At 68.5% G+C, this 12,846-nt stretch carries 12 protein-coding genes; 6 read left to right on the plus strand and 6 right to left on the minus strand.

All coding sequences use genetic code 11. From position 1 onward, the window contains the following. Positions 1-8: 8 nt before the first annotated feature. The gene (gene ruvC, locus DW298_RS18820; protein WP_136043977.1) at positions 9-593 is read right to left on the minus strand and encodes a crossover junction endodeoxyribonuclease RuvC; all 585 of its coding nucleotides are present in this window, start codon (positions 591-593) and stop codon (positions 9-11) included. A 45-nt stretch (positions 594-638) separates the two neighbouring features. Further along, on the minus strand, positions 639-1,400 hold the full coding sequence (locus DW298_RS18825) for a YebC/PmpR family DNA-binding transcriptional regulator (protein WP_136044057.1): 762 nt from the start codon (positions 1,398-1,400) through the stop codon (positions 639-641). A gap of 125 nt (positions 1,401-1,525) precedes the next feature. Here DW298_RS18825 and DW298_RS18830 point away from each other — a divergent pair, with 125 nt between their 5' ends. From DW298_RS18830 to DW298_RS18845, 4 genes are all read left to right on the plus strand, one after another. Next, entirely contained in the window at positions 1,526-2,905 is a 1,380-nt protein-coding gene (locus tag DW298_RS18830) for an aminotransferase class V-fold PLP-dependent enzyme (protein ID WP_136043978.1), read from the plus strand. 93 nt (positions 2,906-2,998) lie between these two features. Beyond that, complete coding sequence (locus DW298_RS18835; protein WP_136043979.1) at positions 2,999-3,949, plus strand: aminoglycoside phosphotransferase family protein; 951 nt, start codon at positions 2,999-3,001, stop codon at positions 3,947-3,949. A 364-nt stretch (positions 3,950-4,313) separates the two neighbouring features. After that, positions 4,314-5,684, plus strand: a complete 1,371-nt coding sequence (locus DW298_RS18840) for a reverse transcriptase family protein (protein ID WP_136043980.1) — start codon at positions 4,314-4,316, stop codon at positions 5,682-5,684. 87 nt (positions 5,685-5,771) lie between these two features. After that, positions 5,772-6,452 carry a PHB depolymerase family esterase gene (locus DW298_RS18845; RefSeq protein WP_136043981.1) on the plus strand — a complete coding sequence of 227 codons (681 nt, stop codon included), beginning with the start codon at positions 5,772-5,774 and terminating at the stop codon, positions 6,450-6,452. Between the two features lie 9 nt (positions 6,453-6,461). On the opposite strand, the gene pdxT is transcribed toward DW298_RS18845, so the two are convergent. Further along, complete coding sequence (gene pdxT / locus DW298_RS18850) at positions 6,462-7,061, minus strand: pyridoxal 5'-phosphate synthase glutaminase subunit PdxT (RefSeq protein ID WP_136043982.1); 600 nt, start codon at positions 7,059-7,061, stop codon at positions 6,462-6,464. Continuing rightward, positions 7,051-7,944 carry a pyridoxal 5'-phosphate synthase lyase subunit PdxS gene (pdxS, locus tag DW298_RS18855; RefSeq protein ID WP_029263308.1) on the minus strand — a complete coding sequence of 298 codons (894 nt, stop codon included), beginning with the start codon at positions 7,942-7,944 and terminating at the stop codon, positions 7,051-7,053. Before pdxS ends, pdxT begins: the two co-directional genes overlap by 11 nt. A 90-nt stretch (positions 7,945-8,034) precedes the next feature. Here pdxS and DW298_RS18860 point away from each other — a divergent pair, with 90 nt between their 5' ends. Together DW298_RS18860 and pdxY are read left to right on the plus strand one after the other, a co-directional pair. Next, positions 8,035-9,342 carry an aminotransferase class I/II-fold pyridoxal phosphate-dependent enzyme gene (locus tag DW298_RS18860; RefSeq protein ID WP_168429600.1) on the plus strand — a complete coding sequence of 436 codons (1,308 nt, stop codon included), beginning with the start codon at positions 8,035-8,037 and terminating at the stop codon, positions 9,340-9,342. A 46-nt stretch (positions 9,343-9,388) separates the two neighbouring features. Continuing rightward, a complete protein-coding gene (gene pdxY, locus DW298_RS18865; RefSeq protein ID WP_136043984.1) occupies positions 9,389-10,240 on the plus strand; it encodes a pyridoxal kinase PdxY in 852 nt (283 codons plus the stop codon). Position 10,241: 1 nt separating this feature from the next. On the opposite strand, the gene DW298_RS18870 is transcribed toward pdxY, so the two are convergent. Both DW298_RS18870 and thrS read right to left on the minus strand, forming a co-directional pair. Beyond that, positions 10,242-10,793: an HIT domain-containing protein gene (locus DW298_RS18870; protein ID WP_136043985.1), complete on the minus strand. Its 552-nt coding sequence runs from the start codon at positions 10,791-10,793 to the stop codon at positions 10,242-10,244. A gap of 27 nt (positions 10,794-10,820) precedes the next feature. Beyond that, positions 10,821-12,767, minus strand: a complete 1,947-nt coding sequence (gene thrS / locus DW298_RS18875) for a threonine--tRNA ligase (protein ID WP_240745205.1) — start codon at positions 12,765-12,767, stop codon at positions 10,821-10,823. Positions 12,768-12,846 lie beyond the last annotated feature (79 nt).

Genomic DNA, 12,846 nt, shown 5'->3' on the forward strand with positions numbered 1-12,846 from the left:
GCCTCAGCCTAGGGTGTGGTTCGGACGTATGTTCGAGCGACACGCTTCTCGGCGTCCGCCCAGGCCCGTTGCGCAGGAGTGAGCGCACCCGATCCGGATGCCGCAGGCCCTCCGCGCCGCCAGGCGTGGCACAGCGCGATCGCCAGAGCGTCGGCCGCGTCGGCCGGCTGCGGGAGCGCATCCAGCCGCAGGATGCGCGCGATCATCGTCTGCACCTGCCGTTTGTCGGCAGCACCGTAACCGGTGACGGCCGCCTTGACCTCGCTCGGGGTGTGCGTGGCTGCGGGCAGCCCGGATTCGGCAGCGATCAGCAGCGCGACTCCGCTGGCCTGTGCCGTGCCCATCACCGTGTGGGTGTTCTGCTGAGCGAACACCCGCTCGACGGCGACCGCGTCCGGGCGATGCTCCGCGATCACCTCACGGATTCCGGCGGCGACGATCGCCAGACGATCACCGATCTCGGCGTCCGGTGCCGATCGGATCACTCCGACGTGCACCAGTGTGCCGCGGCGCGAACGATCGACATCCACGACGCCGACACCGCAGCGCGTGAGGCCGGGGTCGATGCCGAGCACGCGCAGAGAGGAGGTCACTCCCCCAGGCTAGGCGGCCGAACCGACACGGACCGTCCGGCGCGCCTAGGCGTCGTCGTTCTCGAGCTCGGCCTGCACCTCGGCCGACAGGTCGAAGTTGGTGAACACGTTCTGCACGTCTTCGCTGTCTTCGAGCGCGTCGATAAGGCGGAAGATCTTGCGCGCGGTGTCGGCGTCGATCTCGACCTTGAGGTTCGGCACGAACTCGACGTCGGCGGACTCGTAGTCGATCCCGGCTTCCTGGAGTGCGCTGCGCACGGCCACCAGGTCGGTGGCCTCCGTGATGACCTCGAAGCCCTCGGCATGCGGCTCGATCTCCTCGGCGCCGGCCTCGAGTGCCGCCATCATGACATCGTCCTCGGTGGTTCCCTCGGAGCCGACGACGATGACGCCCTTGCGGCTGAAGTTGTAGGCGACGCTACCGGGGTCGGCCAGGGTCCCGCCGTTGCGGCTGAGGGCGGTGCGCACTTCGGCGGCCGCGCGGTTCTTGTTGTCGGTCAGACACTCGATCATGAGCGCCACGCCGTTGGGCCCGTATCCCTCGTACATGATCGAGAGGTACTCGACGGCCTCGCCGCCGATGCCGGCACCGCGCTTCACCGCGCGGTCGATGTTGTCCTTGGGGACGGAGGTCTTCTTGGCCTTCTGAACGGCGTCGAAGAGCGTCGGGTTGCCCGCCAGGTCGGGTCCGCCGAGCTTCGCGGCGACCTCGATGTTCTTGATGAGCTTGGCCCAGGACTTCGCGCGCCTGGAGTCGATGATGGCCTTCTTGTGCTTCGTGGTCGCCCACTTGGAATGCCCGGACATAAGTCTCCGCTCGTCGTATCCGCCCCGGAGCGTGCCCAGGGCGTCGTCCATTCTATAGAAACACGCGCGGTTCCCGATCCCGAACCGCCTTGTCCGACGCCGACCCCGGTGGGAGACTTGCGCGCATGGAGGATCGGGAGCGTGCTCTCGACGCCGCTCACCGCCGCGCGACGGAGTTCTTGGGGACTCTGGACGAACGTCCGGTGTGGCCGCGCGCGAGCCTGGAGGACATGCTGGGAGCGTTCGGCGGGTCCCTGCCCGAGCACGGGGCCGACCCCACCGCGGTCATCGAAGAGATGGCGGTGCGTGCCGATCCCGGGCTCGTGGCGATCCCCGGCGGTCGGTTCTTCGGTTTCGTGATCGGCGGCACACATCCGGCCGCGCTGGCCGCCGACTGGCTCGTCTCGGCGTGGGATCAGAACTCGGGTTCGTCCACCCTCACACCCGCCACAGTCGCGATGGAACGCGTCGCCGGGCAGTGGATGCTCGAGCTCTTCGGCCTCCCGACGACCGCCAGCGTCGGTTTCGTCACCGGCGGTCAGCTCGCCAACTTCACCTGCCTCGCAACCGCGCGACACGCGGTTCTGGCACGCGCGGGATGGGATATCGCCGAGCAGGGTTTCCACAATTCTCCCCCGCTGCGCTTCGTCGTCGGAGCCGACCGACACGGGTCGATCGACCGCGCCGCACGCTTTCTCGGGATCGGCCGGGCGGAGTTGATCGTCATCGCGTCCGACGACCAGGGCAGGATGCGTCCGGACTCCTTGGAGGCCGCGCTGGCAGAAGGAGACGGCCCGCTCATCGTGTGCCTGCAGGCGGGAGAGGTGCACACCGGCGCCTTCGACGACTTCGCCGCGCTGATCCCGATCGCCCGCCGGCACGGCGCATGGGTCCACATCGATGGAGCGTTCGGCCTGTGGGCGGCAGCCGCGCCCGCACTCAGCCACCTCACCGACGGCATGGCGGATGCCGACTCCTGGGCGACCGACGCCCATAAGACTCTGAACGTGCCGTATGACTGCGGCATGGCGATCGTGCGCGATCCGGCTGACTCCATCGCGGCGTTCCGCACGGGAGGCGACTACCTGATCTATTCGGGCCTCGATCCGTGGGATGTCACCCCCGAGCTGTCGCGTCGCGCGCGCGGTGTTCCTGCCTGGGCCGCACTGCGCAGCCTCGGACGCTCGGGCATCGCCGAACTCATGGACCGCCTGCACGCGAACGCCGTCGCCATGGCCGCGGGACTCCGATCCGTGGAGTCGGTCGAGGTCATCAACGACGTCGACTACACACAGGTGATGTTCCGCCTCGGTTCCGACGAGGCGACGCGGGCCCTCGGCGCGGCGATCCTCGTCGAGGGGACGGCGGCCATGACGGGTGCCGAGTGGGAGGGCCGTGCGGCCCTGCGGTGCTCGATGTCGTCGTGGGCGACCACTCCGGACGACGTCGACCGCACCGTCCAGGCCATCCGCGCCCTGGTCGACGCAGGTTCACGCACCGAGTGACCGAGACCGTTGGTCCTGCCGCCGGCTGCTGCTAGCGTCGAGGAACCCGTGCCCCGGGGAAATCGCGACGCTGCGAGCGAAGGGAACGTCACGATGAGCGCAGGCGCCAATCGCCTCCGACCGGAGTGGACCGCACTTCCCCTGGTGCTCCGCGCGCGCATCGTCGACGCGATCGGCGGGCGATTCGTCCGCGATGAACCGGCGCAGAGCGGGTTCAGTGCGGCATACGCCGGCGTCGTCACGACCACGAAGGGCAAGGCCTTCGTTAAGGCGTGCGCGCGGGACTGGCACCCCGACTCGCTGCACTTCCTCCGTGCCGAGATGCAGGTGCTGGCGATGCTGCCACCGACGGTCGCCCCGGCAGTGCTGGGCGAGGTCGATGAGACGGCCGGTTCAGCGCTCGTGCTCGAGGCGATCGACGGGCACCACCCCGGCAGCCCCTGGACGACCGACGATCTGCACGCAATCGCGGAGACGCTCCGGACCATCTCCACGACTCCTGCCCCGGCCACCCTGCCCCGTGCCGCCGACACCATGGTTCCCGGCTTCACCCGGTGGGCCGAGATCTCCGACGATGTGCTCTTGCTCACGGGACTCCCGGGTGTTTTGCGAGAGTGGATGCCGGAACTGCTGCGCATCGAGGGGGATGTGCGTGGTGCCGTCGACGGCGACGCCATCGTGCATGATGACGTCCGAGCCGACAACATCCTCATCGGCGAAGCGGGCGCCCGACTTCTGGACTGGCCGCACGCCCGCCGCGGAGCCCCCTGGATCGATCTCCCGTGCCTGCTCCCGAGCGTCGAGGCCTCCGGCGGCCCCTCCTGCGAAGAGGTGTGGCCGCTGTTCGAAGAACACGGAGCCCCGCCCGCGCAGGAGATGCTGCCGGTGATCTCGGGCTTCGCCTCGTACCTCTGGTTCGCCCAGGCGCAACCCGAGATACCCCAGCTGCCCGGGCTTCGCGCATTCCAACGGGCGCATGCCGGCCCCGCGCTGCGGTGGCTCGCCGCGCTGCTGCAGGTTCAGGAACGCGCGGCGTCGAGGTAGGTCAGCACGGCTCTCACTCGACGGTTCTCCTCGACAGGTCCGAGGCCGAGCTCGTGAAGATGTTGCCGATGTGCTTGCTCACCGCCGCATCAGATTCCGGTCGCGCCTAATCGCCCGGCTGCGGTCGATGCCATCCGGACGTCGGTGTTCCTTGCTATCGTGGCCGCGTGCGATGGCTTGCGGACGAGGCGAGTGGTTCACGACGTGTTCCGCTCTCTCTGGGGTCACCCCGGGGTACGCAGTCTGACCTGGAACGAACGCCGCAGGCGCCTTACTGCGCTTCGCGCAGACCGGTGCCCGCACTGATGGACGAGTCGTACGCAGGCCATCGCACGCCCGGCGCCCGCTCCGCGGCTGCCCACTGATGGCGCCCTCCACCGCATCACGCGTACTCGGGCGCACGCCGCGACCGTTGCCGTCGTCGGTGGCCGCCTCGCTGGCCGATGCTTTCCTCGCCTCAGAGGTCTGGGCGAAGGAGCAACTCGTCGAGGCCGGCGCGTACGTCATGGGAGCGCGTCGCCGTTGGCTCTCTCCGCTCGTCGGCGATGTGTTGACCTCCTTCGTCCGCCCGCCTGTCGATGCCCCGCGGCTGCTGACGTCGGTGATCCTCCGTTCGCCCGATTTCGCAGAAGCCGTGCGCAAGGCCGACGAGCGTCGTTCGCCGCTGCGCATCCACCACCGCGTCGTCGGTCCATCGGCGTCGCAGCCGCCCTCGGGCGCTCTTCCCCGCATCGACAGCATCCCGGATCTCGCCGCCACGCTCGATCTGGACGTCGGCCGGCTCCAGTGGCTCGCCGACACCAAACATTGGAATCGGCGCGCACGCTCAGGCGCCTTGCACCACTACCGGTACGAGTGGCGCACACGGCACGGGCGGATACCCAGGTTGCTAGAGATCCCGGAGCAACGGATGCGCCGCGTGCAGCGCGGTCTCCTGGAACAGGTGCTCGGCCTCATAGCCGTGAACGATGCCGCCCACGGCTTCATGCCCGGTCGCAGCGCGGCGACAGGGGCGGCGCGCCACACGGGAGCCGACATCGTCATATCCCTCGACCTCACCACGTTCTTCTCCCGCGTGACCGGCGGTCGCATCTACGGAACACTTCGTCAGTCGGGACTGTCAGAACCCGTCGCGCACGTCGTGACCGGGCTGTGCACCAACGCCGTTCCTCCGCGCGTGCTTGCCGCCATGCCACCGGGCGGATCGTCCGACGAGCGGTTCGCCCTGCGTCGGGCACTGGCCACGAGTCATCTACCGCAGGGCGCTCCCTCCTCGCCGATGCTTGCCAACCTCGCCATCCGGCGCCTCGATTCACGGCTGACGGGGTGGGCCGATGCGGTCGATGCGACCTACACGCGATACGCCGATGACCTCGCGTTCAGCGGCGGTCCGCGACTCGCGAAGCGACCTGGTGCTTTCATCAGTGGTGTGCAGCGGATCATCGAGGACGAGGGGCACGTGGCCAACCCGCACAAGACGAGGGTCCGACGCCAGGGCGTCAGACAGAGCGTGACTGGAATCGTCGTCAACCAGCGAACGAATGTCTCACGGGACGACTACGACCGGCTCAAGGCGACGATCCACAACTGCGTCGTGCACGGTCCGGGCAGCCAGAATCACCGCCGACTCAACGATTTCCGTGCACATCTGCTCGGCCGCATCTCGTGGGTCGAGAGCCTGAACCCCCAGCGAGGCGAGAAACTCCGTGCGGAGTTTCTGCGTATCCGTTGGTGACCGCGGCGACCGGGCACGAAACCGTCGACAGAGCCGCTGGAGCAGCGTCCCGTCGGACGACCGGCACGGATGACGCAGGATGGACGCATGCGCAGATCACGACACATCACTCCTGCCGCTCGCCAGTCGGACGTGCGCGACGACGCGCCGACCCCGCCAGATGTGCTGCGGTATCTGGTCCATCTTCCGGATGACTACGACGCCGATCCGGGCAAGCTCTGGCCCCTGGTGCTGTTCCTGCATGGTGCGGGCGAACGCGGTTCCGACCTCGACCTCGCCGCGGTGCACGGCCCGCCGCGGCTGGCGGATGCCGGTCATGAGTTCCCCTTCATCCTCGTCACCCCGCAGTGCGGTGAGTCCAGCCAGTGGGTCGCGGAACTCTCGACGCTGTCCGGGCTGGTCGACGAGGTCGTCTCGATGCTCCGTGTCGATCCGGCCCGCGTATCGGTGACCGGGCTCAGCATGGGCGGCTTCGGAACCTGGAGCCTGGCGGTGCGCTATCCCGGTCGATTCGCCGCGATCGCGCCGATCTGCGGCGGGCTCTGGATGCAGAGTGCCGCGCCGATTCGTCACGTGCCGGTCTGGGCTTTCCACGGCGACGCCGACGATGTCGTACCGATCTCCGCCTCGGAGGAGATCATCACCGAACTCCGGTCGCTCGACGCCGACGTGCGGTTCACGCGCTATGCGGGCGTCGGCCACGATTCCTGGACCGAGACCTACGACAACCCCGAGCTTTACGGATGGCTGCTCTCCCACCGTCGCTAGCGCACGCACTTACGCAGCGAAGGTCCGCGCCTTCTCGAGGAACCGCTCGTGGAAGCGCGTCTCGCCGTCGACCTCCGGGTGGAAGCTCGTCCCGAGCAGGCTGCCCTGCTCGACGGCGACGACCGTGCCGTCCCTGAGCGACGCCAGGACGTCGACACCGGCGCCCACCCGCTCCACGACCGGCGCTCGGATGAACGTCGCATGCACCGGAGGCTCGCCGAGTTCGGGGACGACGAGCTCGGTCTCGAACGACTCGCTCTGGCGCCCGAAGGCGTTGCGACGAACGTCGATGTCCATCCCGCCGAACGACTCCTGGCCGGCGATCCCGTCGAGCACCGTGTCCGCCAGCAGGATGAGTCCGGCGCATGTGCCGTACACCGGCAACCCGGCACCGATCGCGGTGCGTATCGGCTCCTGCATGCCGAAGATGCGGGACAGCTTGTCGATCACGCTGGACTCACCGCCGGGGATCACGAGGCCGTCGACGGACGAGAGCTCTTCGGGTCGGCGCACCAGCACGACATCGGCGCCCAGGTGCGCGAGCAGGACGGCGTGCTCGCGCACGTCGCCCTGCAGCGCGAGGACTCCGACGCGGGTGTTACCAGCCACGCTCGGCGAGACGGTGGGGCGCGGGAAGGTCGCTGACGTTGATGCCGACCATCGCCTCGCCGAGCCCGCGGGAGACCTCGGCGATCACCTTGGCGTCATCGAAGAACGTGGTCGCCTTGACGATCGCCTTCGCGCGCTCAGCGGGGTTGCCCGACTTGAAGATTCCCGAGCCCACGAACACGCCGTCTGCTCCGAGCTGCATCATCATCGCGGCGTCCGCGGGGGTCGCGACGCCGCCGGCGACGAACAGCACGACGGGGAGGGTGCCGGTCTCGGCGATCTCCGCGACCAGCTCGTAGGGCGCCTGCAGCTCCTTGGCGGCGACGTACAGCTCATCCTTGGGCAGCGCAGCGAGGGCCGCGATCTCTCCACGGATCTTGCGGATGTGCTTCATCGCCTCGGAGACGTCACCGGTTCCGGCCTCACCCTTGGAGCGGATCATCGCGGCACCCTCGTTGATGCGGCGGAGCGCCTCGCCGAGGTTGGTCGCACCGCACACGAACGGCACCGTGAACTCGTACTTGTCGATGTGGTTCACGTAGTCGGCCGGAGAGAGCACCTCGGACTCGTCGATGTAGTCGACGCCGAGCTCCTGCAGCACCTGCGCCTCGACGAAGTGTCCGATACGCGCCTTCGCCATCACCGGGATCGAGACCGCATCGATGATGCTGTCGATCATGTCGGGGTCGCTCATGCGCGACACCCCGCCCTGCGCACGGATGTCTGCCGGCACGCGCTCGAGCGCCATGACGGCCACAGCGCCCGCGTCTTCGGCGATCTTGGCCTGCTCAGCGGTGACGACGTCCATGATGACGCCGCCCTTGAGCATCTCGGCGAGGCCGCGCTTGACGCGCGAGGATCCGGTGGTTGTCTGCTCGGTCATGGGGAACTCCTGTCGGATGCACCGAAGTCGGGTTTGATCTAGATCAAACGTAGCACTGTCCGATTCGACCTAGAATCGCTGAGGAGGATCATGAGCGACCAGATCACAGGCACCACCGCGTCGGAGATCGCCGACAGCGTGCGCTCGCTGCGCGACCGTGGCTCCCTGCCGCCGGGGAGCCTCCTGCCCCCGGTGCGCGAGCTGGCCGCCACCCTCGGCGTGAATCGCAACACCGCTGTGGCCGCGTACCGTCAGCTCGCGCAAGCCGGCCTGGTGGTCTCGCGCGGGCGCGCAGGCACCGTGGTCGCGGGCCTCGAAGCCGTCGCACAGGAGGGGTATGCCCCTGACACCGTGCTCCGCGACATCGGCACCGGCAACCCGGACCCCCGGCTCATCCCCGATCCTGCGCCGGCACTGATGACCATCGCCTCGCGCCCCGTCCTCTACGGCGAGCCCGTGATCGATCGCGGGCTCGAGGAATGGGCCAGGCAGTGGATCTCCGCAGACCTGGGCGACGTCGACTTCCGGATCACGATCACGAGCGGGGCCGTCGACGCCGTGGAGCGCCTGCTCGCTCAGGCACTCATGCGTGACGACGCCGTGGCCCTGGAAGACCCGTGCTTCCTGGCGAGCATCCACACCGTCCGCCTCGGTGGATATCGCGCCGTCCCGGTGCCCGTGGATTCCGAGGGCATGACGGTCGACGGGTTGCGGGCTGCACTGGACGCCGGAGTCCGCGCGATCATCTGCACACCCCGCGCGCAGAACCCCACCGGAGCGAGCCTCACCGCGTCGAGAGCCGCAGAGCTGCGGGCCGTGCTCGCCGACCACCCCTACGTCCTGATCATCGAGGACGACCACTTCTCGATGCTCTCGCAGCGCCCGTACGAGTCGCTCATCGGTCCCAACCACCGCCGCTTCGCGCTCGTGCGCTCCGTGTCGAAGTTCCTCGGACCCGACATGTGCCTCGCGATCGCGGCGACCGATGCGGAGACAGCCGATCGGCTCGCGATGCGTCTGAGCCCCGGCACCACGTGGGTGAGCCACCTGCTGCAGCGTCTCGCACTGACCCAACTGACCGACGACGCCGTGATGAGCGAGGTCGCCGCAGCGGCCGCCCATTACGCGGAGCGGAATGCCGCCTTCGCCGAGCGGCTGCGCGCCGGTGGGATCGAGGCGACCGCATCCGACGGCATGAGCCTCTGGGTCGAACTGCCCCAGCCCGCGCGCCTCGTCGCCGATCGGCTGATGCGCAGAGGATGGCTGGCCCGCACCGGCGACGACTTCGCGCTCGACGACCGCGCAGAGCCGTCGCACCACCTTCGCCTGACCGTGCACGACCTATCCGATGACGATGCCGCGACCCTCGTCGCCGACCTCGTCGCCGCCGGACGATGACCACCCCTCGCGGGCACCAGCCTGCCTTGAACGAAAGAGCCGGAGAATGAAGATCCTCTCCATCCAGTCAGCCGTCGCCTACGGGCACGTCGGCAACTCCGCCGCGGTGTTCCCCCTGCAGCGCATCGGCGTCGAGGTGCTCCCGGTCTACACCGTGAACTTCTCCAACCACACCGGTTACGGCGCCTGGCGCGGCCCGCTGATCGCTCCCGACGACGTCCGCGAGGTGATCACCGGCATCGAGGAGCGCGGCGTCTTCGGCCAGATCGATGCGATCCTCAGCGGATACCAGGGCGGCGAAGGCATCGGCGACGTGATCATCGACGCGGTCGCCCGCGTGAAAGCCGCCAACCCGAACGCCGTCTACGCATGCGATCCGGTCATGGGCAACGCCAAGTCGGGGTGCTTCGTGGCTCCGGCGATCCCGGTGCTGCTGCGGGAGCGCGTCGTCCCGGTCGCGGACATCATCACGCCGAACCAGTTCGAGCTCGGCTTCCTCACCGGCACCGAGCCGGACACGCTCGAGTCCACACTCGCCTCCGTCGACCTCGCCCACGCGATGGGCCCGCGCACCGTGCTGGTGACGAGCGTCGAGCGGCCCGACCGCGAAGAGGGCACCATCGAGATGCTCGCCGCCGACGCGCAGGGCGCCTGGCTGGTGCAGACCCCGCACCTGCCGATGAAGGCGAACGGCTCCGGCGACGTGACGGCCGCGCTGTTCACCGCGCACTACGTCGAGACCGGCAGCGCGAAGGTCGCCCTGGAGCGCACCGCATCCAGCGTCTACGACCTGCTGAAGGCCACTCTCGAGTCCGGTGAACGCGAACTGCAGCTCGTCGAGGCGCAGGAGTTCTACGCGAACCCGCAGATGCAGTTCACCGCCCGTCAGGTGCGCTGAACTACTCCGCAGCGGACTCCGACGTCGGCCAGGCGTTCGCCACGGCCTCCCGCACCTCGCCGAGGAGCTGCGGGAGCGCCTTGGTCTTCGCGATGATGGGGAAGAAGTTGGCGTCCGACGTCCACCGCGGCACCACGTGCTGATGCAGGTGCGCGTCGACGCCGGCCCCTGCCACCGCGCCCTGGTTCATGCCCAGGTTGAAGCCGTCGCAGCGTGACACCTCCCGCAGCACCCGCATCGCCGTCTGCGTCAGAGCCCCGATCTCGGCCACCTCCTCGGGCGTCGCCTGGTCGTAGGTGGCGATGTGCCGATACGGGCACACGAGCAGGTGGCCGGAGTTGTACGGGAACAGGTTCAACAGCACGTAGGCCGTCTCGCCCCGCGCCACGACGAGCCGCTCCTCGTCGGGGAACTTCGGCGCCTCGCAGAACGGGCACTCCTCGCGCAGCGGCTCCGGCCCCGCCTGGATGTACGCCATCCGGTGCGGGGTCCACAGCCGCTGGAACTCGTCCGGCACACCCGCCAGGCGTCCGGCATCCTCCAGCTCAGCCATCGCTGGGTCCCTGAGCGTGTCGAAGGGTCACGCCAGGTCCCCTGCTGTCTGCACGAGGGCGTGGGAGTCGATGGCGGCGCGGATGCGGGCCACGGCGTCCGCGATCGGGACGCCGTTCTCCTGAGCACCGTCGCGGTAGCGGAACGAGACGGTGCCCGCGGCACGGTCCTGCTCCCCCGCGATCAGCAGCAGCGGCACCTTGCCGGTCGTGTGGGTGCGGATCTTCTTCTGCATCCGGTCGTCCGAGGTGTCGAGCTCGGCGCGCACGCCCTGGGAGCGCAGCGTGTCGATGACGTCGCCCAGGTAGTCGGCGAAGTCATCGGCGACCGGGATGCCCACGACCTGCACGGGAGACAGCCACACCGGGAAGTCTCCGGCGTAGTGCTCGAGCAGGATCGCGAAGAACCGTTCGATCGAGCCGAAGAGTGCGCGGTGGATCATGATCGGGCGCTTCTTCTGCCCGTCCTTGTCCATGAACTCGAGGTCGAAGCGCTCGGGCAGGTTCGGGTCGACCTGCACGGTCGAGAGCTGCCAGGTGCGGCCGATCGCATCGCGCGTCTTGAGGTCGATCTTCGGGCCGTAGAAGGCGGCCTCTCCGGGGACCTCGGTCAGCTTGAGGCCGGAGGCGACGGCCACGCGACGCAGCGCATCGGTCGACGACTCCCAGAACTCATCGGAGCCGATCCACTTCGCCTTCTCGTCGTCCTTCATCGAGAGCTCGAGCTCGAAGTCGGTGAGACCGAAGTCGCGCAGCATCGAGAGGATGAATTCGAGGACCTTGGCAACCTCGGCCTCGAGCTGGTCGGGCGCCACGAACAGGTGCGAGTCGTCCTGAGTGAAGCCGCGCACGCGGGTGAGACCGTGCAGGGCGCCGGAGAGCTCATTGCGGTAGACCGTGCCGTTCTCGGCGAACCGCAGCGGCAGGTCGCGGTAGCTCCGCGCACGCTCCTTGTAGATGAGGATGTGCATCGGGCAGTTCATCGGCTTCAGGTAGTAGTCCTGGCCCTGCTTGGTGATGTTGCCCTCGTCGTCGCGCTCCTCGTCCATGACGATCGGCGGGAACATGCCCTCCTTGTACGTCACGAGGTGGTTCGACGTGAGGAACAGATCTTCCTTCGAGATGTGCGGCGTGTACACGTAGGTGTAGCCGCCCTCGATGTGGCGCTTGCGAGCGTGCTGCTCCATCTCGCCGCGGATCACGCCGCCGCGCGGGTGCCAGACCGAGAGGCCGGAGCCGATCTCCTCGGGGAACGAGAACAGGTCGAGTTCCTTGCCCAGGCGACGGTGGTCGCGCTTGGCTGCCTCCTCCAGACGGTGCTGGTACGCGCGCAGCTCGTCCTTGGTCGGCCAGGCCGTGCCGTAGATGCGCTGTAGCTGCGGGTTCTTCTCGCTGCCGCGCCAGTAGGCGGCCGCGATGCGGGTCAGGTCCCAGCCGTTGCCGATCATGCGCGTGTTGGGCAGGTGCGGCCCGCGGCAGAGGTCCTTCCAGACCACCTCGCCGTCACGCGTGGTGTTGTCGTAGATGGTCAGCTCGCCCTCGCCGACCTCGACGGAGGCGCCCTCGACCTTGCCCACCTGGGTCCCTGAGCCTGCCGAAGGGCCCTTGAGACCGATGAGCTCGAGCTTGAACGGCTCGTTCGCGAGTTCGGCGCGCGCCTCGTCGTCGGTCACGACGCGGCGCACGAAGCGCTGCCCCTCGCGGACGATGCGCTGCATCTCCTTGGTGATGGCCTTGATGTCCTCGGGCGTGAACGGCGTCTCCACGCCGAAGTCGTAGTAGAACCCATCGGTGATGGGCGGGCCGATGCCGAGGTTAGCCTGCGGGTTGATGCGCTGCACCGCCTGCGCCAGCACGTGGGCCGCGGAGTGGCGGAGGATGTTCAGCCCGTCCGCACTGTCGATCGTGACCGGCTCGACCTCGTCGGCGTCTGTCACGGTCGTGGCGAGATCCTTGAGATCGCCGTTGACGCGCATCGCGACGACGTTTCGGTCAGTGAACAGGGCGAAGCCATCGTGCGGCCGGGCGTTTTCAGGCACAGAAACTCTCCATCTG

Source organism: Microbacterium sp. A20 (assembly GCF_004794515.1).
In the GTDB taxonomy this organism is placed as follows: domain Bacteria; phylum Actinomycetota; class Actinomycetes; order Actinomycetales; family Microbacteriaceae; genus Microbacterium.